This window comes from Bradyrhizobium sp. i1.15.2 (assembly GCF_040548425.1).
GTDB classification, from domain to species: Bacteria; Pseudomonadota; Alphaproteobacteria; order Rhizobiales; family Xanthobacteraceae; genus Bradyrhizobium; species Bradyrhizobium canariense.
Map to the genome: position 1 here is coordinate 85,632 of NZ_JBEPRQ010000019.1, position 25,630 is coordinate 111,261.

14 protein-coding genes are annotated in these 25,630 nt (G+C 58.4%); 5 read left to right on the forward strand and 9 right to left on the reverse strand.

The features are described from left to right. Positions 1–4: 4 nt before the first annotated feature. The 5 genes from ABIB80_RS27615 to rfbC form a co-directional block, all read right to left on the reverse strand. Positions 5–6,745: a DUF4082 domain-containing protein gene (locus ABIB80_RS27615; RefSeq protein WP_354128817.1), complete on the reverse strand. Its 6,741-nt coding sequence runs from the start codon at positions 6,743–6,745 to the stop codon at positions 5–7. 90 nt (positions 6,746–6,835) lie between these two features. Then, positions 6,836–7,711, reverse strand: coding sequence for a glucose-1-phosphate thymidylyltransferase RfbA (gene rfbA, locus ABIB80_RS27620; protein ID WP_354128818.1), 876 nt, complete (start codon positions 7,709–7,711; stop codon positions 6,836–6,838). Further along, on the reverse strand, positions 7,620–8,609 hold the full coding sequence (gene rfbD / locus ABIB80_RS27625) for a dTDP-4-dehydrorhamnose reductase (protein WP_354128819.1): 990 nt from the start codon (positions 8,607–8,609) through the stop codon (positions 7,620–7,622). Before rfbD ends, rfbA begins: the two co-directional genes overlap by 92 nt. A 7-nt stretch (positions 8,610–8,616) precedes the next feature. Beyond that, entirely contained in the window at positions 8,617–9,675 is a 1,059-nt protein-coding gene (rfbB, locus tag ABIB80_RS27630; RefSeq protein WP_354128820.1) for a dTDP-glucose 4,6-dehydratase, read from the reverse strand. A gap of 28 nt (positions 9,676–9,703) precedes the next feature. Beyond that, positions 9,704–10,261, reverse strand: a complete 558-nt coding sequence (rfbC, locus tag ABIB80_RS27635; protein WP_354128821.1) for a dTDP-4-dehydrorhamnose 3,5-epimerase — start codon at positions 10,259–10,261, stop codon at positions 9,704–9,706. A 349-nt stretch (positions 10,262–10,610) separates the two neighbouring features. On the opposite strand from rfbC, the gene ABIB80_RS27640 reads away from it, so the two are divergent. From ABIB80_RS27640 to ABIB80_RS27650, 3 genes are all read left to right on the forward strand, one after another. Next, positions 10,611–12,947, forward strand: a complete 2,337-nt coding sequence (locus tag ABIB80_RS27640; RefSeq protein WP_354128842.1) for an AAA family ATPase — start codon at positions 10,611–10,613, stop codon at positions 12,945–12,947. A gap of 67 nt (positions 12,948–13,014) precedes the next feature. After that, the gene (locus ABIB80_RS27645) at positions 13,015–15,021 is read left to right on the forward strand and encodes a hypothetical protein (RefSeq protein WP_354128822.1); all 2,007 of its coding nucleotides are present in this window, start codon (positions 13,015–13,017) and stop codon (positions 15,019–15,021) included. Positions 15,022–15,131: 110 nt separating this feature from the next. Next, positions 15,132–16,601 carry an exopolysaccharide biosynthesis polyprenyl glycosylphosphotransferase gene (locus ABIB80_RS27650; RefSeq protein ID WP_502918756.1) on the forward strand — a complete coding sequence of 490 codons (1,470 nt, stop codon included), beginning with the start codon at positions 15,132–15,134 and terminating at the stop codon, positions 16,599–16,601. A 67-nt stretch (positions 16,602–16,668) separates the two neighbouring features. Here ABIB80_RS27650 and ABIB80_RS27655 read toward each other — a convergent pair whose 3' ends face one another. Beyond that, the gene (locus ABIB80_RS27655) at positions 16,669–17,037 is read right to left on the reverse strand and encodes an H-NS histone family protein (protein WP_007592882.1); all 369 of its coding nucleotides are present in this window, start codon (positions 17,035–17,037) and stop codon (positions 16,669–16,671) included. Between the two features lie 711 nt (positions 17,038–17,748). Between ABIB80_RS27655 and ABIB80_RS27660 the strand changes: the two genes are divergently transcribed. Then, positions 17,749–18,132, forward strand: a complete 384-nt coding sequence (locus ABIB80_RS27660; protein WP_007592884.1) for an H-NS histone family protein — start codon at positions 17,749–17,751, stop codon at positions 18,130–18,132. Between the two features lie 70 nt (positions 18,133–18,202). Here the strand turns inward: ABIB80_RS27660 and ABIB80_RS27665 are convergent, their stop codons facing one another. From ABIB80_RS27665 to ABIB80_RS27675, 3 genes are all read right to left on the reverse strand, one after another. Continuing rightward, the gene (locus ABIB80_RS27665) at positions 18,203–19,228 is read right to left on the reverse strand and encodes a nucleotidyltransferase family protein (protein WP_245285879.1); all 1,026 of its coding nucleotides are present in this window, start codon (positions 19,226–19,228) and stop codon (positions 18,203–18,205) included. 37 nt (positions 19,229–19,265) lie between these two features. Beyond that, entirely contained in the window at positions 19,266–20,381 is a 1,116-nt protein-coding gene (locus ABIB80_RS27670; RefSeq protein WP_007592888.1) for a hypothetical protein, read from the reverse strand. Between the two features lie 213 nt (positions 20,382–20,594). Then, complete coding sequence (locus ABIB80_RS27675; RefSeq protein ID WP_007592890.1) at positions 20,595–20,840, reverse strand: hypothetical protein; 246 nt, start codon at positions 20,838–20,840, stop codon at positions 20,595–20,597. Positions 20,841–24,051: 3,211 nt separating this feature from the next. Between ABIB80_RS27675 and ABIB80_RS27680 the strand changes: the two genes are divergently transcribed. Beyond that, positions 24,052–25,509: a coiled-coil domain-containing protein gene (locus ABIB80_RS27680; RefSeq protein WP_354128823.1), complete on the forward strand. Its 1,458-nt coding sequence runs from the start codon at positions 24,052–24,054 to the stop codon at positions 25,507–25,509. Positions 25,510–25,630: the final 121 nt, after the last annotated feature.

Below are 25,630 nucleotides of genomic sequence, written 5' to 3' on the forward strand. Positions count from 1 at the left end.
CTCCCTATGCTGCGAGCTGTGGCCTGAAGACGACGTCCACCGCGTAGCTCGTCGCGTTAAAGGTGTTGGTGGGGAAGAGGCTTCCAGATCCGTACGCATAGACGCCGTTCCCCCCGCTGGACGCGGATGATGGGGCTGTCAATGGTCCGTTGGTTACCGAACTGGCAAACAGATTGGGATCTGCCGAGTAATTTCCCGCAGTGTGATAGGCGGCGATATAGGTCGTGCCCGCTGCTATCGTCACCGGCGTACTGAAGCTGACCTGCTGCCAGCCGCTCGCTGCCTCGTTGGAAAAGGTAGCGGTGGCCAGCAAAGTCCCTGTGCTGCTCCAGAGATCGGCGACGTGCGTTCCCGTGTTGGATGGCCCCTTGTAGAAGCGCAGACCGACGATGTCGCCCGAGCTGGACGCCAGGAACTTCATGCCCAGCTCGACGGAATTCGGATCATTCGCCGTAACCACGCTGGGCGTTGGATCCGTGCTGAACAGGTTCACAGTGCTCGCGGACGGCGCATGGACGATCACGTCCACCCTCGCGCTTGCCGTACCGCCCCGGCCATCTGCGATGGCATAGTTGAACGAAGCCGGTCCGGTGTATCCGTTGGCTGGCGTGAACGTCACAGTGTTGTTCTGAGAATTGAAACCGACTGTACCGTTCACGGCCCCACTGGCGCTCGTGATCGTTAGAGCATCCCCATTCGGATCGGTATCGTTTGCTAGAAGCGCTGAACCGGAAATGCCGAGAGGTATGTTTTCGGTCGCATTGAAGCCGCTGTCGTTGTTGGCGATCGGGGACTGGTTCGTGCCGCCGCTCGAATTGTTGAACACGACGTCGACCCAGTAATTGGTAGCGGCAAACGTGCTGGTGGGAAACAGATTTCCTGTGCCGTAGGTGTAGACACCATTGTTGCTCGCGGGGGCCGTAAGCGGGCCATTCGTTTGAGCCGTGGTGAAGTCGTTGGGCGTATCGGCGTAGTGGCCGTTGCTGTGGAAGCTCGCGACATAGGTGGTACCGGCCGCGATCGATACCGGGCTGCTGAACGTGACGGTTTGCCAACCGCTGCTGGTCTCGTTGGAGAAAGTTGCGGTCGCCAGGAGCGTGCCTGTGCTACTCCACAGCGAGCCGGCGTGAGTGCCGGTGTCATTCGCACTCTTGTAGTACTTGATGGCGGAAATGGTGCCGGCCGCCGAGGACGTAAACCGCACGCCAAGATTGACTTGCGACGTGTCAGACGTCGATAGCACTGATGGCGTATCGGCGCTCGAGAACAAACTGACCGTCGAGGGTGCTGTGCTCACCGCAACATTGAACGTCTCGCTGGCGGCTAGGCTGCCGAGATCGGTCCCGGTTGCCTTTACGCTGAGCGTGCCGACATCGCCAGACGCCGGCGTGCCGCTGAAGGTCCGGTTCGTTGCGTTGAAACTCAGCCAGCCAGGCAGTGGTGAACCGTCGGCGGCGGTTGCCGTGTAGGCGAGCGAATCGCCGGAATCGACGTCAGTGAAGGTGCCGGCAGGCAGCGTCAGCGAGAAGGCCGAACCAACCGTTGCCGTCTGGTTGCCGGTCTGGACCGCCAGCACCGGCGCGTCATTGGCGCCGTGAACGGTGATCGTGAGTGTCGTGGACGATGTCGCGCCGGCGGCGTCGCGCATCGTGTAATTGAAGGTGTCGGTCAGCGTATTGGTCGCAAGCCGCAGGGCCTGCACGGCGGGATCGGTTTCGTTGACGGTATAAGTGAAGGCTCCCGCGGCATTGAGCACGAGGCTGCCATGCGCTCCATTCAGAGCCGAGCCCAACGTGCCGGAGGTCGAGCCGAAGCTGACCGCAGTCACCGTCTTGGTGTCACCGGCGTCTGGATCAGTGTCATTGGTCAGTACGTTTCCCATAGCGGGCGAGCCGCCCGTGCCGTTGGCGAGGCCGCCTTTCTCCGTGGCGTCGCCCGTATCGGCGACCGCTGTCGGCGGCGCGTTCGGCGTCGTCGTCACGGCTATATTGAACGTCTCGCTGGCGGCTAGGCTGCCGAGATCGGTCCCGGTTGCCTTTACGCTGAGCGTGCCGACATCGCCAGACGCCGGCGTGCCGCTGAAGGTCCGGTTCGTTGCGTTGAAACTCAGCCAGCCAGGCAGTGGTGAACCGTCGGCGGCGGTTGCCGTGTAGGCGAGCGAATCGCCGGAATCGACGTCAGTGAAGGTGCCGGCAGGCAGCGTCAGCGAGAAGGCCGAACCAACTGTTGCCGTCTGGTTGCCGGTCTGGACCGCCAGCACCGGCGCGTCATTGGCGCCGTGAACGGTGATCGTGAGTGTCGTGGACGATGTCGCGCCGGCGGCGTCGCGCATCGTGTAATTGAAGGTGTCGGTCAGCGTGTTGGTCGCAAGCCGCAGGGCCTGCACGGCGGGATCGGTTTCGTTGACGGTATAAGTGAAGGCTCCCGCGGCATTGAGCACGAGGCTGCCATGCGCTCCATTCAGAGCCGAGCCCAACGTGCCGGAAGTCGAGCCGAAGCTGACCGCAGTCACCGTCTTGGTGTCACCGGCATCTGGATCAGTGTCATTGGTCAGTACGTTTCCCGTAGCGGGCGAGCCGCTCGTGCCGTTGGCGAGGCCGCCTTTCTCCGTGGCGTCGCCCGTATCGGCGACCGCTGTCGGCGGCGCGTTGGTGCTGGAGGATCCGTTGAAGACCACGTCGACGAAGTAGTTGCTCGACTTGAAGATGTTGGTCGGGAATACGGTTCCGGTTCCGTAGCTGTAGATGCCATTTCCCGTGGCGGGGGCGCTCAGCTGGCCATTGGTAATCGACGTTGTGAAATAGCTCTGAGTGTCCGAATAATTGCCGTTGGTATGATAGGAAGCGACATATGTCGTGCCCGCGGTAATGGCTATCGGGCTCGAAAAACTTACCTGCTGCCAGCCGCTGGCTGTCTCGCCGCTGAAGGTCGCTGTGCCCAGCAGCGTTCCCGTCGCAGTCCAGAGATGCGCGACGTGGGTACCCGTGTTCAACGAGCCCTTGTAGAAGCGCAGGCCGGTTAACGTCCCGTTGACCGAGGCGCTGAACTTGACGCCCACCTCGACTGAGCTTGTATCACCCGAATTGGTCACGCTCGGCGTGTCGTTGGTGCCAAACAGGCTCTGGGCAGATATCGGATAGTTGACGTTGAGAAACACCTGCCCCGTTCCACTGGCGCCACCGGAGTCGGTAATCGTGTAAGCGAACTGTGCCGCTCCCGCGTAATTCGCGATCGGGGTGAACGTCACCGTCTGAGTCTGGACGTTGTAGCTTACGGTGCCATTGGCCGGATTGCTCACGCCGCTGATCGAAAACGATAGGCCGGCGGGATCCGTGTCATTGGCAAGCAGCGCCGATGCCGCGATGTTCAGCGTCCCGTTTTCCGTGACCGTGAACCCACTGTCGTTGTTGGCCTGCGGCAGCTGGCTGTTGTCCCTGAAGACGACATCAACCCAGTAATTGTCTCCCTTTGCCATCGAGATGCTGTTGGGGAAAAGTGGTCCTGTCCCGTAAGCGAAGACGCCGTTCAGGCCGCCGCCCGTCGCTGTCAATGAGCCATTGGTGTGCCCTGCATTGTCGAAGTAGAAGTCGGAGGTCGAATAGTGGCCGGTGTTCGTATGGTATGAGGCGATGTAGGTCGTCCCGGCCTGTAGATGCACCGGGGTCGTGAAATTGACCTGTTGCCAGCCACTCCCCGTTTCGTTGGTGAATGTAGCGCTTGCAAGCAGCGTCCCGTTCGCCGTCCAGAGATCGCCGAGATGCGTTCCCGTGTTCTGGGTACTCTTGTAGAACCGGATGCCGGTAATATCGCCAGAAGCCGCGGCAACGAACTTGACACCAAGCTCCACAGCTCCGGCGTCGGGAGTGTTGATAACCGCCGGCGTGTCCGAGGGACTGAAGATCGTCAGGTTCGACGACGGCGTCACTGTGTAAGCAACGCCCGTACCTGGCACTTCGAGGTTCAAGCTATCATCGACAGCCCTGCTCCGGATCTTCAATTGCCCAGGCGCGCCGGCCGCGAACGTATAGGTCCAGGATACATTCGACGCTCCGACGGTGCTGCTGGCCGGATGCCAGGTGCTGCCGCCGTCGGTTGAAACTTCGACACCACCGATTACCCCCCCGGCGTCGCTTGCCGTGCCGGTCACAGTGATAGATTGGCCTTCCACGACGCTTGTGGCGGAAAGATTTGTGATAGTCGAGGTCGGCCCCGTATGATCGGTCGATTGGGCGGCAATCACCAGACTCGCCTGCAGCGTCGCGGGTTGCACTCCCATGTCCGCAAACAGATTGACCATGGCCTGCTGTACATTCGGATCAGTCGGCGTCGCCGGCGCCAAGTTGTACTGGTCGTGATCCGATGCAAGACCCCAGGACCAGAACACAGTGCCGGCGCTAAAGACGAGAGCACCGCTCACAGGATCACGAAATTCTACCAAGTTGTGGGTTGCGGTACCGCTGCCCGTCGTATTGCCGTAGTCAAGTAGGTATTTTGTGGTTTGGAGAGTGGTCGACGAGACATCCACCAGTCCAGCCGGACGGAAGCCGTTGTCTGGCGACGAATCCCATTCATAGCCCAACAGGTTCGGGGTCAGCGATGCAGTTTGCCCTTGCGCCGTCCCTGCGATCGGCGCGTTACGCCAAAGCCTCAACTGCGTCATCCCGTACGGAATTTTGATCGTGCCGTAGGAATCCCCGTCCACCTGAAAGACAGTGCCGGTCAGCGCGTTGGAGGGAATGCCTGACATGCCTCCGGTTGACGCAAAACGCGCGTCCATGAATGTTCCCGTCGCCGCCCCTGTCGGGTCGATCAACTGATTGGCATGGGTGTCCTTATACGTGATCAAGGTGCGATTTGCCGTGTGGCTGGGATCGATGCTGGCTGCAAGCCTCGTCTGCCAATAGACTTCGTTACCGCTCAGAAAGGTCAGATTGACGCCAGCGTGACCGGCGGCCCGGACGTTGGAGACCTGGCTATCGGTCCAGTACTCGTCGTGACCGACCTCCATATAAACCTGATGATTCAGCAGCAGCGACCCGTTGGTTGCCGCATCGATGCCCGAAATGTAGGAGACGTCGTATCCGTTTTGCTCAAGCCAGTAGATCGCCGGATATTCCGCCGAGAACACCATGTCATTGGAGGTGCCCTCGAGCCCCCCATCACGCGTGGTGATAGGACGATTGTAGCTTACGGCGTAAGCGGAACCGTTCACGCCAGGTCCGTTGCCAGTGTACAGATTGGCCCCGCCCCAAGGATTATATGCCTCCCAGGTTTGGTCAGACGTTTGGAACACGATAGCGCTGGTGGACGCGTCGCTACGGACGACAAACGGAATTTGGAAGACCTGCGTGCCGTCAATGACATTAGCGATGTAGACGCCTGACACGGCGCTCGTCGGAACCGCCCACGAGTCAGTCACGCTCCAGTTGCCGGCGTCCACGAGACCCGTGGACGCGTCCTTTAACGGGGTCGGTTGCACAACCGAGGTGGCAGCCTGATGCTGCAAGCTCGTAATCAGTCGGGCACCGTTGCCGCCGTAGTAACCAAGCCGGTAGATGTCGACATGATAGTTCGGCGCGCCGGTCTGGTTGTTGATCTTGAACTGAACGGTGCCGCCGATATTGGTACTTATCGCCGTCGTGAAGCCCTGGATTTTCGTTGAGTCTGCGCCAGCGTCGATCTGCCAGATGCTTTGCGGCGTGCCTTGTTTCTGATTCTCCAGCACGATCGGGTTCGTTGCAGCTGGGTCCGCAACAATGGTGCCGCCCTGCCCGTCGCTTGCAAAGGTCCAGTTCGGGTCATTTCGAGAGAACAGCAACGTGACGTTGCCGGCCCCGTTGCCGAAATCGACTGTGCTGATGTTTGAGCTGCTGTCGTAATGAACCGACGCCGACATCGTTGACGTGAAGGAAAAATCCCTGAGATCAATGAGATTGCCAGCCGAAAGCGGTCGATCCGGCGATGAACTTCCGATCAGACCGTGGAATTGGGCGGAGTGACCGAGGATAAGACTGCCGGCTTCCGTCTCGAACGACACGGTTATTCCGGAAAATGATCCACTCAAGACTTGCCCAGAGACCGCCCCTCCGATCTCGAGAGTTGCCTTGTCGGAAATCGCGAAGACCCCCGATCCGCGGACGTCTCCCTTAAAATCTGCCGCAGCTGCGCGATCTCCGCCCAAGGATCCGAGCGTGATGTTCCCGTTGTTTGTCGCATCGCCCTCTACGACGAATGAGCTTCCGGCCGCGAGCGAGACTGCCGCCTCTGCATCGACAACCAGCCTGCCTACGTCGATATTGCCCGCGGTTGCAACAACATAGGATCCCGGCGCATCGATGAACGCCGTCGACGAGATATCCGGAACGCCAGCACTCCAGTTCGCAGCAACATTCCAATAGCCGCCGCTCGCATTGATCCAACGAGTCGCGCCGGACGGCTGGGCAGACAATGTTGTCTGCAATGCTGCGGCAGCGTGACCGCGCACACCGCCGATAGCGGTCAGCTGCCAGGAACTTGCACTTTGACTTGTGCCCACACTTACCTCGGCCCCGACATTCGAGCTCCCACCTGGCAGGTCTGCGCGGGGCGGAATCCAGAGCGGCTGCCACACCGGCAGATTGCTGCTCCAGGTCGCGGCCCAGAAGGGCGGTCGCTCCAGGCTTGGGATCGTCGGGTTGAAGTCACTTTCTTCCGAGAGGAGAGGCCTTGCTCCTCGATAGAAGACGCTCGACCTTTGATTCAGCATGGTCAGCCTCTCGAAATCAGCATAACAGAACGCGATTCAATTAATAATTAAATCAACCGCAATTTCAATCCATTTATTTTAGCATTTAATTTAGCGATGAAACTGCAAGATTTCGTTGAGATACCTGCCATACCCGCTCTTCTGCAGCGACTCGGCGAGCGCGAGAAGTTGATCACGATTGATGAAGCCGAGTCTGAAGGCGACCTCCTCAAGACAGGCGATTTTCATTCCCTGCCGCTTTTCGAGGGTCTGCACGAACGTCCCAGCATCGATGAGCGACTCGACCGTGCCGGTATCCAGCCAGGCAAACCCCCGCCCCATGCGTTCGACATGGAGCGCGTCGGCTGAAAGGTAGCGCATTTGCAGATCTGTGATCTCAAGCTCGCCGCGCGGCGACGGTTCAACGCGACGAGCGTAGCGGACAACGCGATTATCGAAGAAGTAAAGACCGGTGATCGCCCAACTGGACGCTGGCTTGCTCGGCTTCTCCTCGATCCGTATCGGACGATCCGCCTCGTCAAATGCCACGACGCCATATCGTTCCGGATCGCGCACATGATACGCGAAGACCGTGGCGCCTTCCTCACGTCCCGCCGCCCGGGCCAGCAGTTCACTCAGACCATCGCCGAAGAAGATATTGTCGCCAAGTACCATCGCCACACGATCGCTTCCGATGAAATCGGCACCAACAATGAAGGCGTCCGCGAGACCGGCAGGACGGGTCTGTTCCGCGTAGCTGAGCCGAATGCCCCATTGGCTGCCGTCCCCCAGCAACCGCTCGAACTGGCACCGGTCTGACGGCGTGGTAATAATCAGAATTTCGCGGATCCCTGCCAACATCAGCGTCGACAGGGGATAATAGATCATCGGCTTGTCATAGATCGGGAGCAACTGCTTGCTGACCACGCGCGTGATCGGATAGAGGCGCGTTCCGCTGCCGCCAGCCAGCACGATTCCCTTCAGCATCGGTGTCTCCTTCTTCGACCAGCTGGTCAAGACAGGCTTCGAGTGAATGGCGCCAGGACGCCAGGCGAATTCCGAACACGCGTTCGGCCTTGGATGAATCCAGGCGCGAGTTTCGAGGCCGACGCGCAGCGGTCGGAAACTCTTCAGTCGTGATCGCCTCGAGCGTCGGAATCCGCGCTCCACGACGGGAAAGCTCGTCGAAGATTGCCTTCGCAAAGTCGTGCCAGCTTGTCTCGCCTTGACCCGCGAGATGAAAGATGCCGGCCGCGGCCCTGCGATCGACTGTTACTGACCGTTCTGCGATCTGAAGGACGGCCTCCGCGAGGTCGTATGCGTAGGTCGGATTTCCCTGTTGGTCCCGGACAACCCTTGCGATGGGCTGCGTCTCGCATAACCGCAACATCGTTCGAACGAAGTTGCTGCCATAGGGGCTGTAAAGCCACGAGCATCTGATCACGGTCGCGAGCGGATGCGCGGCCAATACAGCAGCTTCGCCGGCAAGCTTCGACGCGCCGTAGACATTTAACGGCGCGGGAATGTCGCTTTCGTCGTACGCATCCGGTTTTGCGCCGTCGAACACATAGTCGGTCGAGAGATGGATGAGTGGAATATTCATCTGCCAAGCGACATTTGCCAGCGTTGCCGCACCATCGCGGTTGATGCTGAACACTTTCGCCGCTTCAGATTCGGCCCGATCGACCGCCGTATAAGCGGCCGTGTTGATGATTGCAGACGGCGCGATCGATGCGATGAGCTCGTCGATCCCTTCGCGGTTCTCCAGATCGAGTTCTCGGTGCCCGAGAGCCACCGCAGGCAGACCGCGCATTGCAGCGACATTGCGAAGACACCTTGCCAACTGACCGTTCCGCCCGGCAATGAGGATGGGTCGATCTGTCATCTTCACCTCAATGTTGAGTAGCGAGCAGGCCCAGACGCGAGCCGTCATAGACACCGCAGCGAGCACGCTGCCACCATGCACGATTGTCGAGATACCATCCGACTGTTTCGGCCAAGCCATGTTCGAAGGTTCTCGTCGGTTCCCAGCCTAGTTCGCGATGTGCCTTCGACGCGTCGATCGCATAGCGCGCATCATGTCCTGGACGATCCGGCACGAACCTGATGAGAGATCGTCTCGCTCCCGCGCCCGGGGATAACCGATCCACCACGTCACAAATCCTGGTGACCACCTCCAGGTTGGATCGCTGGCCATCTCCGCCGAAATTGTACTTCTCGCCCGGTCTTCCTTCGTACAGAAGTTTTATCAAGCCAGCGGCATGATCATCGACATGAAGCCAGTCGCGAATATTTCGGCCGTCGCCATAGACCGGTAGGGGCTTCCGGTCGAGCGCATTGAGGATCGTCAGCGGGATGAGCTTTTCCGGGAACTGGTACGGCCCGTAATTGTTCGAACAATTCGATACGATGACCGGCAGACCGTAGGTTCGAAACCACGCGAGTGCGAGGTGGTCCGAGGCCGCCTTGCTCGCCGAATACGGCGAACTCGGCCTGTAGGGCGTGTCCTCGCGAAATAAGTCCTCCGGCCCCAATGAGCCATAGACTTCGTCTGTCGATACGTGGACGAAGCGGAACTGCTTCCGCCGCGGAAGCGGCAGACGTTCGTAGTAGGTCCTGGCCGCCTCCAACAGCGTGTAGGTACCAACTATATTGGTGCTGACGAAGGCCTCGGGTCCGGTGATCGAACGGTCGACGTGGCTTTCGGCGGCCAGGTGTATGATCGCATCCGGCTCGTAGTCGGCGAGCGCGAGACCCATAGCCTCTCGATCGCAGATGTCGGACTGCAGGAAGGCATAAGACCCCAGCCCCTCGATGCTCGCCAGCGAAGTCAGGTCGGCTGCGTATGTCAACTTGTCGACGTTGACCACCGCGGCACTGGTCTGCAGCACCAAACGGCGACACACAGCAGAACCGATAAAGCCCGCTCCGCCGGTCACCAGAATACGCATTCCACTCATCTCCACTATTTCATCTCCACTATTCGAAAACGCAAGCAAGCTGGTTGAGCGCAGGAAGGGTCTGGTCCTTTGGCGATATCTGAGCCTCTGACGGTGTGACGGGCCACTTGATCGCTAATGCGGGATCAGCCCAATAGACGCCGCTGTCATGGCTCGGCGCGTAGACTTGGTCGACCTTGTACAAGACGACGGTCTTGGGCTGCAGCGTACAGAAACCATGCGCGAATCCCTTCGGAATGAACAGCTGCTCGCTGCTTTCGCTATCCAACTGGATGGCGATGTGCTTGCCGAAGCTTGGCGATGAACGCCGGAGATCAACAGCAATATCGAGAATAGCCCCGTTCAACACCCGTATGAGCTTCGCCTGGGCGAAGGGCGGTCGCTGAAAATGCAAGCCGCGCACCGTGCCGACCCGATCCGAGCTGGACTGATTATCTTGAACGAAGTCGTGCAGGATTCCTTTCTCAGCAAAAGCCGATCGCTGAAAGGTCTCACAGAAGTAGCCGCGGGCATCGGAAAACCGATCCGTTCGAAGGACTTTGACATCAGGGATCGCTAAAGGTCGCAGTTCCAGCATTGGGCACCCTCCTGCCGGCCCTCAATTTCCCCATCGGGGTTCGTTGCGACGGACCATAAGTAAATATTCGACGGAATTTAATTATCCGCCCGCCGATCCGTCTCGAAACGCTCACATTATTTTCGATGCAAATACCGGCTAGATTGTAACCCTCAGAAGCACCTTCCATTTTGCCAACGCCGGGCCGAAACGACAGACCCATCAGCATTTTCAATTTCAGCCTCGGTTAATATATGATTTATTTAATTTGGCAAGCGGATTTTTATATGCATATAATCCCCCACTGCCTGCGCGCCCTCGGTCTGCGGGCGAGCGGCCCCAACGTGACCCACCGTCGGACAGGTACGTGATGCTCCAGAACAATCTTCGACACACGGATAGCGTACGGCTGCCTGTGACCGGGCTGGCCCAACCCGTTCAAACGGACAGCGGAGGAATCAGCGACGTTATCAATTTCGGCATCGGGCTTCTACGACGCCAATATCTCATGATCCTTGTGACTGCTGCACTCGTGACTGCGGCCAGTCTGCTCTATCTCCGCTTAGTGTCTCCAACCTATACCGCGCAGGTTCAGATCCTGTTGGCCAATCCAAGGGCCCAATTTGTCCAGCAGCAGTCACTCCTTGCCGAGCCGGCCTTCGATCTCACTCAAATCGAGACCCAGCTTCAGCTCCTGAGATCAAAGGCCACTGCGGTCGCGGTCATCGACCAGTTGAAACTGTCGGACGATCCGGACTTTAGTGCGACAGGGCTATCTCTACAGGCGCTCTGGCACCGAATTCGGTCATGGGCGTCGATTGGATCGAAGAAGGATGGCCCATCCGATACCCATGGCGAACCTTCCGACACTATCGTAGACGCATTTCTCAATCGGCTTTCCGCGGGGCGTATCGGCTACAGCAACGTCATTGAGATCAATTTCAATTCGAGCAACGCAGCCCGAGCCGCGGAGATCGTCAACGCCGTAGCCAATACCTATGTTGCGGACCAGCTCAATGCAAAATTCGATGCTAATCGCAGGGCAACAAGCTGGCTGCAGGACAGGCTGCGCGATCTCGGTGACCAAGCCCTCGCTGCACAACGTGCCGTCGACGTCTACAAGGCCCAGAACAATATCGTCTCTTCGGACGGAAAGCCCATCAACGACCAGCAGGTCACAGAAATCAACAATCGATTGGCTGCCGCACGCGCCCAGACCTCTGATGCCACGGCCAAGTTGGCTCGCTATGAAGCTCTTCTTGCCTCCGATCCGACAAAGCCGTCCTCGATGGGCAATCTGGATGCTATCGGGGCCGATGCGACAAACAGCCAGATCATTACTGGGCTGCGCCAGCAGTATCTGGAACTCCTGAGGCGTGAGGCCGAGTTGACGGCCAGGGTTGGTCGCGACCACCTGGCAGTCGTCAATGTTCGGAACCGCGCGCGGGAATTTCGCGTCTCCATTTTCGACGAAGTCAAAAGACTTGCCGAAGTCAGCCGAAGCGAATTCGAATTCGCCAAACAGCGCCAGCAAGAAATCGAAAAGCAACTGTCCAAGGCCGTCTCGCAGTCCCGTTCAGTCAATTCTGCCGAGCTAACCAACAAGGATTTGGAAAGCCGGGCAAAGGGCTTGCGTAGCTTGTACGAGACTTTCCTGCAGCGTTACATGGGCTCCGCACAGCAGGAGACATTCCCCATCTCGGAAACGCGCGTACTTTTTCCCGCTTCGCCGCCGCCGAGCAAGAGCAAGCCAAAGACGACGTTGGTGCTGGCGCTCGGCATCGTCGGCGGTCTCGCGCTAGGCATCGGCTTGGCGCTGCTCAGAGACATCATGGACCGCGTCTTTCGTACCTCCTCACAAGTCGAAACTGTGTTGGAATTGCCTTGCCTATCCTTGGTCCCATTGTTACCGGCCCGCAAATCCGCGAAGATACCAGTTCGCCCCCAGCTTACCGATGATGATGTTCAACAACGGATAGTTCCGTCTCCAACGGCAATTCATCGCACCGTGGTCGGGATGCCGCTATCTCGGTATACCGAGGCAATTCGCTCCATCAAGCTAGCCATCGACCACAATCCGGCCAAAATCTCCTCCCAGGTCATCGGGATTACCTCGGCCCTGCCGAATGAGGGGAAGACTACGATTGCAGCCTCGCTCGCGCAATTGATCGGCCACACCGGCAAGAAAGCTATCATCGTCGATTGCGACCTCAGGAATCCCTCACTTTCTGCTATCTTTGCGCCTAAGGCTGTCAACGGAATCATCGAAGTTGCAAACGGCAGCCGATCCCTGGCGGACACGATTTGGCGAGATCCCACGACGAACCTTGCATTTCTACCCGCCGTGCGGCGGGGATCTCTGCTTCACACCAGCGAGATTCTGTGCGCCGACGCAATAAGCAAGCTGTTCGACCGCCTGCGAGCTGACTATGACTACGTCATCGTCGACCTTCCTCCCCTGACCCCGTTAGTTGATGTCCGAGTCACTTCATCTCTAATAGACGGCTATATTCTAATCGTTGAGTGGGGCCGCACCAAAATAGATATCGTGCAGCACGCACTGCACACGGCACCCAACATTCATGAATCGTTGATTGGGGCAGTTCTCAGCAAGACGGATACCAAGGCAATGGCTCGATATGACGGCCATCGGAGCTATTACTATCATGACAGCCACTATATCCGTTATGGCCTTTCCGGCTCTTGATGCTGTCTCGTAGCGGCCTGCACGTTCTCCGGCCACCGGAGTGGCCGCACCACACCATGGTGTTTACATGATTATCCGGCTTGTCCTGTTAGCCGAGTTTGTGGCGATCACCGCGGCGCTCGCAATGCCGGAAAGCCTGCAAAGCTTGGGATTGGCATCATTCATACTAGCAACAGCCGCGCTGGTTGTAGCGATCTTTCCATCGCCCGCCTCCCTCGCGCTCACCAAGCTGCTCCGGCCTGGTCCCGTCGTTGTGCTCGCGGCTCCGGCCCTCTGGATGGCGTTACAGGTGGTGCCGATGCCTATGGACACGCTCGGAAATCCCATCTGGGCAACTGCTTCGGCGGCCTTAAGCGAGCCCCTCGCCGAAAAAATCACAGTCGATATGGGGGCGACTATGCTCTCGCTGGCGCAGTATTACGCTGTGCTCGCCGCGGCCCTCGTCACTGCGGTCATCACGCTTGACCGATATCGCGCAGCGCAAGTCCTGCATATGCTACTGTCCATAGCCACGATTGCCACGGCCATGTGGTTCGGCAAGGAAACTGCCGGTGTCGCCGGGCCCGATGGCTCAACCGTCGCAGTGCTCGGCGTCTTGCTCTCCTGCGCCACGGCAATACGCGCGGCCGATCAAATAGCGCGGCATAGTCGGCCAGGAACAGTTGCGCCAGTTCCGCTCCTTGCTCTGTCCGCCGCGACCGTCGCAATGATTGTCTGCTTGGCCGCGCTGCTCATTTGGACCAACTCCACCGTCGTCGTCGCTACCCTCCTCGGATCAGCAAGCTTGCTCTCGGTGTTCGTTATTCGCAGGTGGTTCTTGGGCTTGTGGGGTACCGCTGGCGTTTTCGCAACCGCCGCAATCTTCTGTATTGCCAGCGTAACGGTTATTCCGTTTAGGACGAACACCGATGTGACGATCGCCTTGTCAACGAGCAGTCAGATCGCGACAGAACGGATGCTACAGGAGGTCAGGCCGGCGGGATCCGGTGCCGGCGCTTCGACGGTCCTTTTGCCGCTTTATCGGGACATTGGAATCGGCGCCCCGCGAGAAAGGCCAACGGCTGCCGCCGCAATGGTTATAGACATGGGCTGGGCGTTCCTTTGCGGCCTTGTAGTAATAGCGATGCTCGGCGCTTGTATTCTGATCAGGCGTTCTCTGTCACGAGCTTACGACTACGTGTACCCCGCCTTGGGCGCCGGTGCTTCGATTGCACTGACGATACTGGCCTTTGCCGACCATGGAATTCTGGGTTTGGGCGCATCGCTTTTGGTCGCTGCGCTTTTTGGGCTGGCGTTCGGTCAAAGCGTCTCCGGTGCGGGCCGTGAGGCCATATCCTTGGAGTCGAAAGAGGCTTCGGACTGGACGGCCGGTCCAGCTCCGGCGTCTCGTCCAAGGCTCGCGCCAGCGTTTGCCATCCCATGGCCGCGCGCTGCTCTGGCGGTGCTTGGAATAGCGCTGATCATACAGACGATATGGATGGTCCTCCCTGGCCGGTATCTCGGAGGTCAGTCTTCTTTGTCGGCAGCTGTTTCGGCCGCAGCAGCATGGCCAAACGGGATCTCGAAACCAGTTTCGGCTGCGGCAGCGCATGAAGACCTTTGGATCCGAGGGGAATCACGATCCCGTGGAGATCCGGCTCTCGCCGCGGACGAGCAAAAAACGGAACTTCCGGCAGCGTCGAATGCGTTTGCCCGCGCGCTGCGCTCGTCGCCGCTCCGCGGCGACATTTGGCTCATGCTCGCGGCGGCGCCGAAACAGAATTCGATCCAGACGGCAGCCATGCTTAAGATGTCGTACTATACTGCGCCGAACGATCTGGATCTGCTTCCATTAAGGCTGTCCGTCGCGCTCGTTACAGATGCTGTGGTACGCGAGCTTGAATTTCGGGACTTGATCAAGCGGGACGTCAGCCTCGTCGTTACGCGTCGACCTGCTATCAAACCAGCGCTTGTGGCCGCGTACCGGTCAGCCTCGGCCGAGGGGAAGATCTATCTCGAGACCCTAATTTCGGAGCTCGATCCGACCTACCTCGACAACATGCGCGCGCGGAATTCCCGACAGGGATCTCGATAGGATCCTCTGAGCAGTGCGACATATTTAAAATGGCCGGACCCAGGATTTTTCTCTTGATTAATCCGATTAATTAATATATTATTAAATATTAACTCGCGGGTGTACCGACAATGAATTTCGTGAACCGACATTTCCCCGATCGGGAAGTTACGGATCGTGTCAGTCCCGGGCCGATAGTATCCCGCCAGCACAAATGGCCTCTCCGTTACGACTCGATCGAATACGTGGCGCTCTGTGCGGATATTGCGACCATTCTTTTTGCGAGCCTCGTTTCGACGTGGCTGAGCCAAGCTCAGAGTGGATGGGCTGCAGGCGACTTAAGCAACGCACTTGGCCTGGCCCTAGTCAGCGCAACATGTCTCGTTTGCCTCTTGAAGACGCACGGCCTTTATCGGCCAGCCGAGCTCCTCGTCCTGCGAAGTCAGATGCGCGCCGTCTGGATTGCATGGGCGTCATTGTTGTTCTTGATATGGGCCGGGTACGGTTTTGCAATTGGTTCGGGCTCTTCTCACCAAGCGGGCACACTTTTCGCTGTCCTGGGCCTGGGCTTGCTTATGGCCGAGCGGTGGGGAGTGAGAGCGCTTCTCGGGAAGGGCCTGAGCGGCAGAAAATTCGCCAGCACAAACATTGTTCTGGTCAGCGACCAGCCGCCATCGAAAAACGCCGGACTGCCTGAAACGCTGGCGATGCATGGTTATTGTGTCCGAGGCCGGTTCAGCTTGCCCCCAATCGGCTTCGGTCCTGCCTGTCGAAGGCGGCTCACGGCTCGCGTGATTGACTACATTCGCAGCTCCGAGCTCGACCAGGTGGTTGTGGAAGCGACCCCGGAACGATGGCCCGAACTTCGGGCCTTCGTTGCCGACTTGCGGGTCTTGCCGCTACCGGTTGTGTTCGTGCCGGTCGGTACGACATCCGAATTGCTTCGACACCCCACGCGAAGCCTTGGAAGTACGGTTTGTGTTGAACTCCAGCGTGGGCCGCTTACGCAGCTGGACTGTGCGACCAAACGAATCATTGATCTTTTCGGCGCCGCGCTCGCCTTGACGATACTTGCCCCGCTGCTTGTGCTGGCCGCACTTGCAATCAAGCTGGACTCGCCCGGCCCCATATTCTTTCGACAGCAACGCTGTGGTTTTAATGGCCGGATCTTCCTGATCCGCAAATTCCGGACGATGCATGTGCTCGAGGACGGGCCCGCGATCCTTCAGGCCCGTCGCCTCGACCGACGGGTGACCCGCGTCGGCAAATGGCTGCGACGGACAAGCTTCGATGAACTGCCACAGCTGTTAAATGTGCTCGACGGCAGCATGTCGCTGGTCGGTCCGCGTCCTCATGCCTTGGCTCATGACGGAGAATTTGACAAGCTCGTGCGGAACTACGCCCTACGCCGTAGGGTCAGGCCAGGATTGACCGGATGGGCCCAAGTCCATGGCTGCCGCGGTCCAACCCCCACAGCCATCACGGTCGAAACACGCGTACAATACGATCTCTGGTACATCGACAACTGGAGCCTTCGGCTTGATCTCGTAATCCTGCTGCGAACTCCCCTCGAAGTGCTGCGGGGACGCAACGCCTATTAGGCCACAGGATCACGGCACTGCGGCGGCCATTTAACCCCAACCACCCCGTCGAACAGTGCAGATCAGGTTACGCGCGCTGACGAAGCTTCGGACTTGCATCCCCTATGCGAAAGTCCTCAATTCTCCGGCCAGACTTCATGGCAGCAACCAACCACCGCGGCCGCTTGCCGCGCCCCGACCAGGTCTCGGAGGTCTGGGGGTTCCGGTATTTCGGCAGCACACGCGGATATTTGCGTCTCGCCTTGGCAGTCGGAGACACGCCCGGTCCGCTTGAGTCCGCCAAAACAGCCGCCCCGCCCCCGAGAACCGCCAAGCGCTTCTCCAGTTCGTGCTTTTCTGCCTTAATTCGGTCCGATAAGATCCCGCTAATTTCCTCATGAAGCGACCAGAGATCGTCAAGGGACATTGATTCTAATTCGAGTTTCTTAGCTGGCATGCTCGCACCCTGTAGTTGCGCCAAACTTAATATGCCCCGCATCGACATTAATCAAGATGGTGAACTAGATTTACCCAACAAAATGTATGGAACCGCACTTAATCCGCATTCCCAGATAACTGCGTCGCAGCAATCAATCAAGCCGAAACAATGGGCTATCCGCATAATCTAATTGCTGAGCGGATAAATTCACACGTCCAGCGGGCAGCCGTGGAACCATTCAAGCGAACTGATATGATGGGATCACATCGAGCGCCGGTACAAGTCATCCGCGACGCAATATTCTCGATGAATATGGTCGGCGTAGGCTGTCCTTTGTTCTGGGCAATCTCGATATTGCAGCCTTCGGATATGCACGAGCGCCAACGAACTCAATGTCCCTCAGCCCAAACCGCCTGAACTCGATTTGAGCTTCAGGTCCCGAATGTCCGAGGGGCCAGCCGGGGAAGGATGCTCCGACTGTGCCGCCGAGAGGAACTCGATTGAGAGACTCCCCTTTCTTGCTTTGCAGCAAGTCGTTGATCTGCCTACCCCCATTTAATAAAATAACCCTAGTAATAATTATTAAATAATATACTATTTATTTACTGTAGCGTCGATTTGAAGCACTGGCTTTGGTCCATCGTTGATTTGGGCGTTCGGGCAATGATGTGCTCGTAAGCTGAGGATGACAGATGGATCAGGCGTCAGTCAAACGGTGACGAGAATGCTATGCGTCGGCAAGATCTCGAAGCCATGGACTTTGAGGAACTCTGGCTCCTTCACGAAGAGCTGACAAAGATACTTGCCGAAAAGATCACAGTCGAGAAGCGAGAACTCGAAAAACGTCTTGCGCAACTCAACCAGCCGGATCAATTCGGTGAAGCTGAACGCCGGGCCGCCAACGCTGGACCGAGCGAGCCGCCGCGCCGCAAATACCCGAAAGTCGTGCCAAAATACTTCAATCCACTCCGCCCGACGGAGACTTGGTCGGGGCGTGGCAAACAGCCGCGCTGGCTAGTTGCCGCGCTCCAATCGGGCCACACGCTCGAAGAGTTCAGGATTCGCGAAAACGACGAGTCGTCCGATCGGAATGCCGGTGGACAAGGGCATTAACTCCGCGCAACTGCCGACATGTCGTTTGCTTAAATTGTTTGGCCTTGAAGGCGTGCGAGCGTTGCTGGCTTTACACCTTTCCGACACGAACGGCGGTGGCGGCCCTCAACAGGAACTTCAAGGTGTCCGTTCTTGGCACGGACCACAATCCAGGCCGGCGCATGCCGGTTTGCGTGCAGCCAGAGGTCGCCTCCCGCCGGTAGTTTCTGAGGTCCAGGACGGTCATTGCGAGGAACGGCACACGTGTGGCCGGAAAGCGCGCTTGCATTAATTGTCGCATGAACTGCAGACGAGGAATCAGCCGAGTGCGCATTGAGCGCGGGATCTCGACCCCAAGCAGCGCAGCAAGGGCGAGCAGTTGGGTTTCGACCGCGTTTTTCATCAATTCGCCCGAGACATGAGAGGCAAGTTCCTGCCAGTCCAACCCTTCAGAATCGTTCAAGTCGCGCAACCCAACCAGATGCCGGAGATCGAGTTCGCCAAGCCAGTAGCCGTAGTCTTGGAACTGATCGTGGATGATCAACATCAGCGCTCGATAAGTGGGCGTCGGGACGTACACGCGTCCGCGCCCCAGCAGCGCGGGGACGCAATGGTCCAGGGCATGTCCCGAGCCAGCATAGAGGTAGGCGGGGCCTGGAGCGGCCCGCTGCAGATCGATGGTTCCGACATCCCGCGGTCGACTTAGCTCGACATACCACCTCCGGCTTTCAGGGCGCGCTTGATCGTGAATTTCATAGCCAATTGCGCCCAGAGCGGCGACCGCCCTTTCAGCTTCGTCCGGCATGACCATAATATCCAGATCACACATCAGCCGAACTCCCCGCCGCTCGACAGGTGCTGTGGCTAGCGTTGCCGCACCCTTGAGCAACACCGGCGTAACTCCCTGGCCATTCATCGCAATGACGGCCTCTTCCAATTGACCGGCCAGCCGATCGTTGCGCAGCACGTTTCGGCGATGGATCTGGCGGATATAGGTGCACACGTCCTCTGGCAACACCGATGCAAATTGATCGACGAAGTCAATGAGCGCAGGCGTCGTCAACGTCTGGTTTGCGAGCCCGATGACGGAGGTCCACTCCACTTCGACGGGCGGCAAGCCTCGCAAGCAGTTGCATAGGCTTGTCAGTGCCGCACTATGCCTTGTCATTGCACAAGTCCATCAGCAGCTGTCGAGCCTGTGCCGATTCCGAATAGATAAGTTGGAACGATCGCGCGCCCGCAACAATCCGCTTCAAAGCGAAAAAGCCGGGCTGCGACAGCTTCCCGTCTGCGGCAAAAGCGCCCTCAATGAGCCGCTTGATCGAATCAAGTTGATCCAGGGGGGTCAGCTCGACGGGGCCGCTTGCAACCCGGTTCAGAAAGATGATCCAGTTGGCAGAGAGGCTCCCATTGTGCGCATCCGGAATCGGCAAATACCGCACTTCGGCGCCATCGGACCGGCGGTGCGTCACGTCGTTCCAATCGCCATACAGTCGGGATAGCAACCGCCACGATCCCTGCTTGAGGGTGAGGGCAAATGGGATGCCGCAGATCGTTCCGTCAGCCCCAATTAGCGCAACGTCATCGCCAGCATACTGAAATCCAGCGTCGACCAGTTCTAGTGCAAGAGTCGACTTGCCGGCTCCCGGTTGGCCGCACAGCAGCAAGCCCATGCCGCACTTTACAAGAGAAGCGGCGTGGAGCGCGAAAGCCCACTGATTGCTTCGGATAAGTCGCTCGGTGATGTGAGCTTTGATTGTAGGGGCCAGAGCTGCGGCTTCACATCTTTGGATGCTCGCGTCATTCCCGCGGAAAAATACCCGATCGCCGAGCATCATTGTCTCGATCGCAATATCCTCCTCCTCGCCGCTGTCGTCCGTAACACAAAATAGCGAACTCAACTGTTGTAAGAGGTCCCGATTTGCAGCCCGGACGCTGATCCTGCGCTGACCAAGAACAGTTGAGAAGGCACAATCGGCCGACCTTCGCCAGTCGAGATCGAGCACCCCCCGATCGATCCAGACGTTCATCGCCTGCCACGTGAACTCGCGCGCTGCGCGCTCGCCAATGCCTAGCTGCCCAAGCTCCTGATGGACGTCTTCCAAAGAAGCGCCTTGTGCCAACTTGCACCAAATGAATGCCCCTAGCTGATCCAACTCATAGAGCTTCTGCCTTGTCTCGCTGAAAAGCACTGATCGACCGTCCACCAGCGCGAAGACTGCACCCGCGGCGGGTCTCAACACCATCTCTGCCGATGTTTTTTCCAGCATGGCTATGCCCGATAGGAACGATATCTGTTTCGGCGCCGTGTCGACGCGGTGGCGACAACATCCTGCAATGTCCTGTCCGCGGCGCGTTCAAACGAGCTGCAGTTGCCGAGGAAATTCGGTTTGATCGCCGTGCTACAGCGGCGCAAATCCACCTTCAGTGCGGATGCACATCGCCTGACTGGGATTCGTTTCGAATGACCATACGGCCCCGGGTCACGCCGCCAGCTGACCACCCTCGTTCACCCCAGATGGAGAAATATTCAACACTTGTCCTCCGAGAAAGGTCGCCGGCGCGGTCAACCGGTGAGAGTCCAGCAGATAGCGGTAAACTTCGCGAGCAGCACTCCGCTCTCGTAGAACGCGCTCCCTCTCGCTGATGCTCGCTAGTTTCTCGCGCATTTGAGCCAACTGCTTCGCAGCCGAGGTGGAGTTGCGCTTCTTCTGGACTGATTCCCGCATCGTCTCCTCCGACCAAAAAAATGACGAAAACAGCTTACGTCATTGACAACAATTAACAACGAGATTTATATGATCTCAATATAATCAATATTTATTTCATGTTTGAACCGGATGCAACCATTCAAATACCAAGAAGCGGGTCCTGCGTCGAAAACAGCCGACCAAGAACAGCGTCGCAGAAATCGCCGCGATGATCTTGGCCTCCTGCGTGCAGGACAGCAAAAAATAAAACTTGACGAGAGTCGCAAACCAGACCGACAGCGCAAGGCTTAATTTGCAGGATTAAATTCTAACAACGAATATTTCGCTGACGAGAGTGGAGTGAAACCGGTGATCGAATTAGCCAATTTGCCCATCACGGGCGACATGATCGTCTTCGTCGCGAGCGGCATAGCACGCGCAAAACTCCCACCCGCTCAGATTGGCCCATTTTCAGCGGCGCCCCAGGAGCTTTCGAGAGACGAATAATCAACGCCCGCGCTGCCGAGCCAAAGAGTGGCGGCGTCCAAGGAATCGCTCAAGCAGCGATCCGGCCGGTTGGAAAAACGTTGTCACGAGCAACCCGCCCTGCTCGAACAAGCACTCCCAGTGTGCGATGCCCCCCAAGTAACCCACACTGAGATGACGACGCACTCCAGCCGGCCGGTTCTCTTTCGTTCCACAACGAATAATAATTTCCTCGGGAGGCTCGCATGGGAATGATCATGGTCAAATGTCCGCAAACCGGTCGCGCGATTCCTACTGGTATTAGGTCGGAGCGTGAGGCTTTCCTGCGGAGCGTTGTGTTTTATGGCAATACTCGTTGCCCGGTCTGTCGCGCCAATCACAACTGGTTCGCTCGCGAGGCCTGGGTCGATGAGCCGGTCGTGCGGCCCAGGGAGATATTCGAGGAAGCGCCGCTGTGCTGATGCGTAGCGGGCTTCGGTACAGACGCGGAGCCGAACTGACTAGCATTACACGAATTTGGGCCGACCGCCTCATTTGACGCCGCGTGTGCGGAGTTGACCTGTTGCGGCATGGCTGCCGCACCGGCTGGGAACTAGTCTTGGTACGGACTGGATGCGCTCAATCATGCGAGGGCTTACTGGAGGGATGCGAAATATTTTGGCCTATCGTCGTAAAGCGAACTGACGCCCTCATGAACCGTAAGTTAAGCGTCACACCGGCAGGTCGGCGCAAACTAACGCTTCCGATCGCTGATCCTGCAAGGGCCTGTTTGGGGGTATTGTAGTGAGTAGTGGGATTTGCGGCCGCTTGGCTGTTCTGCGTCAAACGGCGATAGAGCTCGTTAGCCTGCTTGCCCAATTGCAGAGGCTACGAGAGCAAGTGCGAAGGGCGGAAGGGCGAAGCCTCAGAGAAAGAGCGAGATTAGGGCCGGCGTCACGGATGCGTAGGCCCCGGTTTGGGACGAGTTGCCGCACGCGGATTCAATGATGGCGAGCGGCGCGCGTAATTTCAGCGAACTCGAAGACGATCGTCTCACGGATCGACCCTGAAGCCTCTGATAACCCTTTGGCACAGCTCCAAGCCGCCCGATCGCTCCTCAATGAGGCGTGCGCGCAGCGGAGTTTCAAGGCAGGCCGATGCGAGTGAAGGCTCTGTGCCAGGAAAAGTGCTGCGCTTGATCCGGCGTCCCTTTCCGGCTCTGACCGAGATCATCCACGAGCGGCATGCTGCGGATCATGTCTCGCACCTGAGTTGTTTAAGCCCCGGCTTTTTATCTGTTTTTAGGTTTATGAAGCAGCGCTTCATCTGAAAGACAATTTGAAAGCAAAGCGAAAGTTGTTCGCGTCAAATCATTTCGGTAGTTGCGCCACGGGAGGCAAATTTAGTTATCTGATATAATCATACTTAATAAGACGCAAAACAGGAAATAAGGTCAGAGAAAACCAATGGGAGGAGTGGATGGAGACCGTACGCCGCTTGCGCGCGATGGCGTCGCTGTGCCGACAGACTTCTGCGCATCATCCTGATCGAAGCTGGAAGCTTCTCGCCGAAGCTGAGTTCTGGGAGCATTTGGCTAATGACATGCTTCGCGAGCATTTCGGACAATGCACGGCTGGCTCCTCGCTCCGACCGATCGGACATGATCCGAATGCCGCGGAATCGAGCGCTCGCATAACCGCGTGAATGCTCTCGCTTAGCCCGAATCCCGCTCGGCCGTGTGCCGGGCGTCAGTCCTCTTCAAGGCGCCCCATGGAGAACCAAGCCCTGCCGGCGCCTTTGTCTGGCGGCGCGCAGACCGGAGCAGGGACGCCAAAGCGCGCTCGCTGCCCGGCTCGGGCCGCTCAGACTACCGAGTTCTGTTTTCTGGGTCGGGAATGCGCTTATGCGAAACTGTCGTTCGCCGTTGGACTTGCGCTTTGGCGTCCAGCACCTTTTCCCCAGCTCGTGAGGCGCGCGGCCGGCTCACCTGGTCCGAAAGGCTGGAGCCCCTACCAACTATTCCGGCGATATCACCGTCGACCTTCGCTGCCGGTATTTTCCGGTTAGGTGACGGTCCAACGATCATCTGCTCCTCGTTGCTCGTGCCGGTGCCAATAGCTCCGATCGGCAGACCATTTTGAGCATGGCCAGCGCCGGCATTTCTTTTGGCCTGCGCCGCCGCCCGCGACTTCGACGTGGCGGGTTGAACGTCCGGGCTGTTGGTTTGACTGGTGCGGTCCAGGTTTGCACCGGCACCAACGTCTCGTGTCCCCATTCCTGGAGGCGCCGATGGACCAGGGTTGGCGCTGCTCGCATTCGTACCCATGCCGGACGGAGCTGACCCACCAGTGTTGGCGCTGCCCGTGCCCGTCCCAGTGCCAGCACCCGCGGAGCCCGCCACTGCGCCGCCGGCTTGGGCCAGGGCCAGCACAGATACGCTCATGATAATCGCAACGATCAACGAAGGGATTCGGTGGAGCATTGGACGATCTCCTTCTCAAGCGACCGGCCGCATCGGCCGAAACTTTAATTAGCGATATAAATCATTGAATAAAATATAATATGGTTTATTTTTGCCTATGGATAAATTGCAATTGGGAAGCGGATTGACGCATTAATGTCGCGGATGTGGGCACAAGCGCCGATGCAGGCAGGGTCGGGCCTTGGATCGCCCGTTCGCCGCACAGACGTGTGGATTGTCTCGGATTGTGTTCGTAGCTGTGCGCGCACCTGCGCAACAAGGTCGGCCTGGGTTGCACCGACTGTCCTGACGGTAATATCGGTATTGACCATACCCGTTCTCGCGCAGCAGCCAAATTGGCCGGCGAGCGACGCCCATGTCATGGCGACGCACTTGCGCGGCGCGACCGGCTCGGACGGGTGGCGCGCGGCGCGGCTGAAACCATCTGCCGACACGACACCCCTGAAGTTCGCACAAGCCACAATCAGCAATACCGAGCGATCGCGGCAAGTGCTCGCCGCAGAACAGGAGAAGATACAGGCCCTTGCTGCTGACCTTCGAACATGCCGACGGGAGCAGGATACCGTGCTGGGGCTGTTGCAGCATGCACGCGAGCAATGGACCAGCATTGCGGAGGCCACCGAGAATGAAACCAATAAGCTGCAGAAATCGCTCCGGGAGGAGCGCTTGCACACGGAGCGTCTGGAACGGGAACTTGTCAAGGCGCGCAACGATTTCGAAGTGCAGGCACGGCTAAGCCGCGAAATCGGCACCGAAGGTCGCGAACCCGAACGCCGGGCACAGAGTGATCCGAGAGAGCTGCAACAAGCTGTCGAGCGGGAGAAAGATCGGGCAAACCGGCTGGAGCAGAATCTGACAGCCGCTCATCACGACCTGGAGACCCAGTCGGCAGAGGTAACCAGACAAGCCGCAGAGATCAGTGCAAAAGAGGCAGCGGAGGCTCAGGTACAGGCAGGCCTCCGACAGGAGCACGATCGTACCAAACAGCTGGAGGAGACGCTCGCGACGACGCGAATCGAGCTCGACAACCGATCCCAGCAGATCGCGAAGGCAATCGAAGAGACGGCGCAGGCCAACCGAACGGCGGAGAATACCTCGGCCAAACTGAAGCTCTCATTGAGGGAAGAGCACGAAAGAGCAGATGCGCTGGCGCAAGAGCTCTCGTTGGCGCGTTCCAAGCTGTTCGCGCATGAAGCGCAAGCCGCGGCAAACGATGATCGAGCCGAACAGTTGAAAAAGCAGCTCCGGCGAGAATGCAACCAATCCGGCCGAGATGAGCAAGAACTTACCGCAACACGCCCGAATGTCGGACCGTGGCTACCCGCCGGGGTGTCGGGTGAAGGCGGGGCCGGCAATTCGCCAACAAGGGAACTGCTCCGAACACTGCTGCTGGGATCGCCGCAGGCGCCGCCCGCGCAATTCGCGCGAGAGCTCGTGGTCACAGCAGCTGAGCCGAAGGCGCCATCCCCGGTTCTCGGGAACGAAAACGCGGCCGCGCTCGTGCGATTGATCGCTCGCGCAACCGGATTGCTTCGACAAGGCGACATTGGCGCGGCACGAGTTGTCCTGGAGCGTGCTGCTGAATTAGGGAGCGCACCGGCAAGTTTCGCGCTCGCCGAAACGTATGATCCGAGCCTGCTTGCCAAATGGGGCGCGAGCGGAACGCGCGGCGACACGTCCAAGGCGCGGGAGCTTTACGCCAGAGCAGCAGCCGGAGGGGTCAAGGAGGCAAGGGAGCGGTTCGACGCACTTGGTCGTTAGCAGCATCGGTGCAGACAAATGGTCGTGCGCTGTATCGACTAGTCAGATCGAATTTTAACTTACGTGTCGAAGTGACGAGCGCAGCGGACAAAACAGAATAGACGTTCCTAGGGGAGCCGGA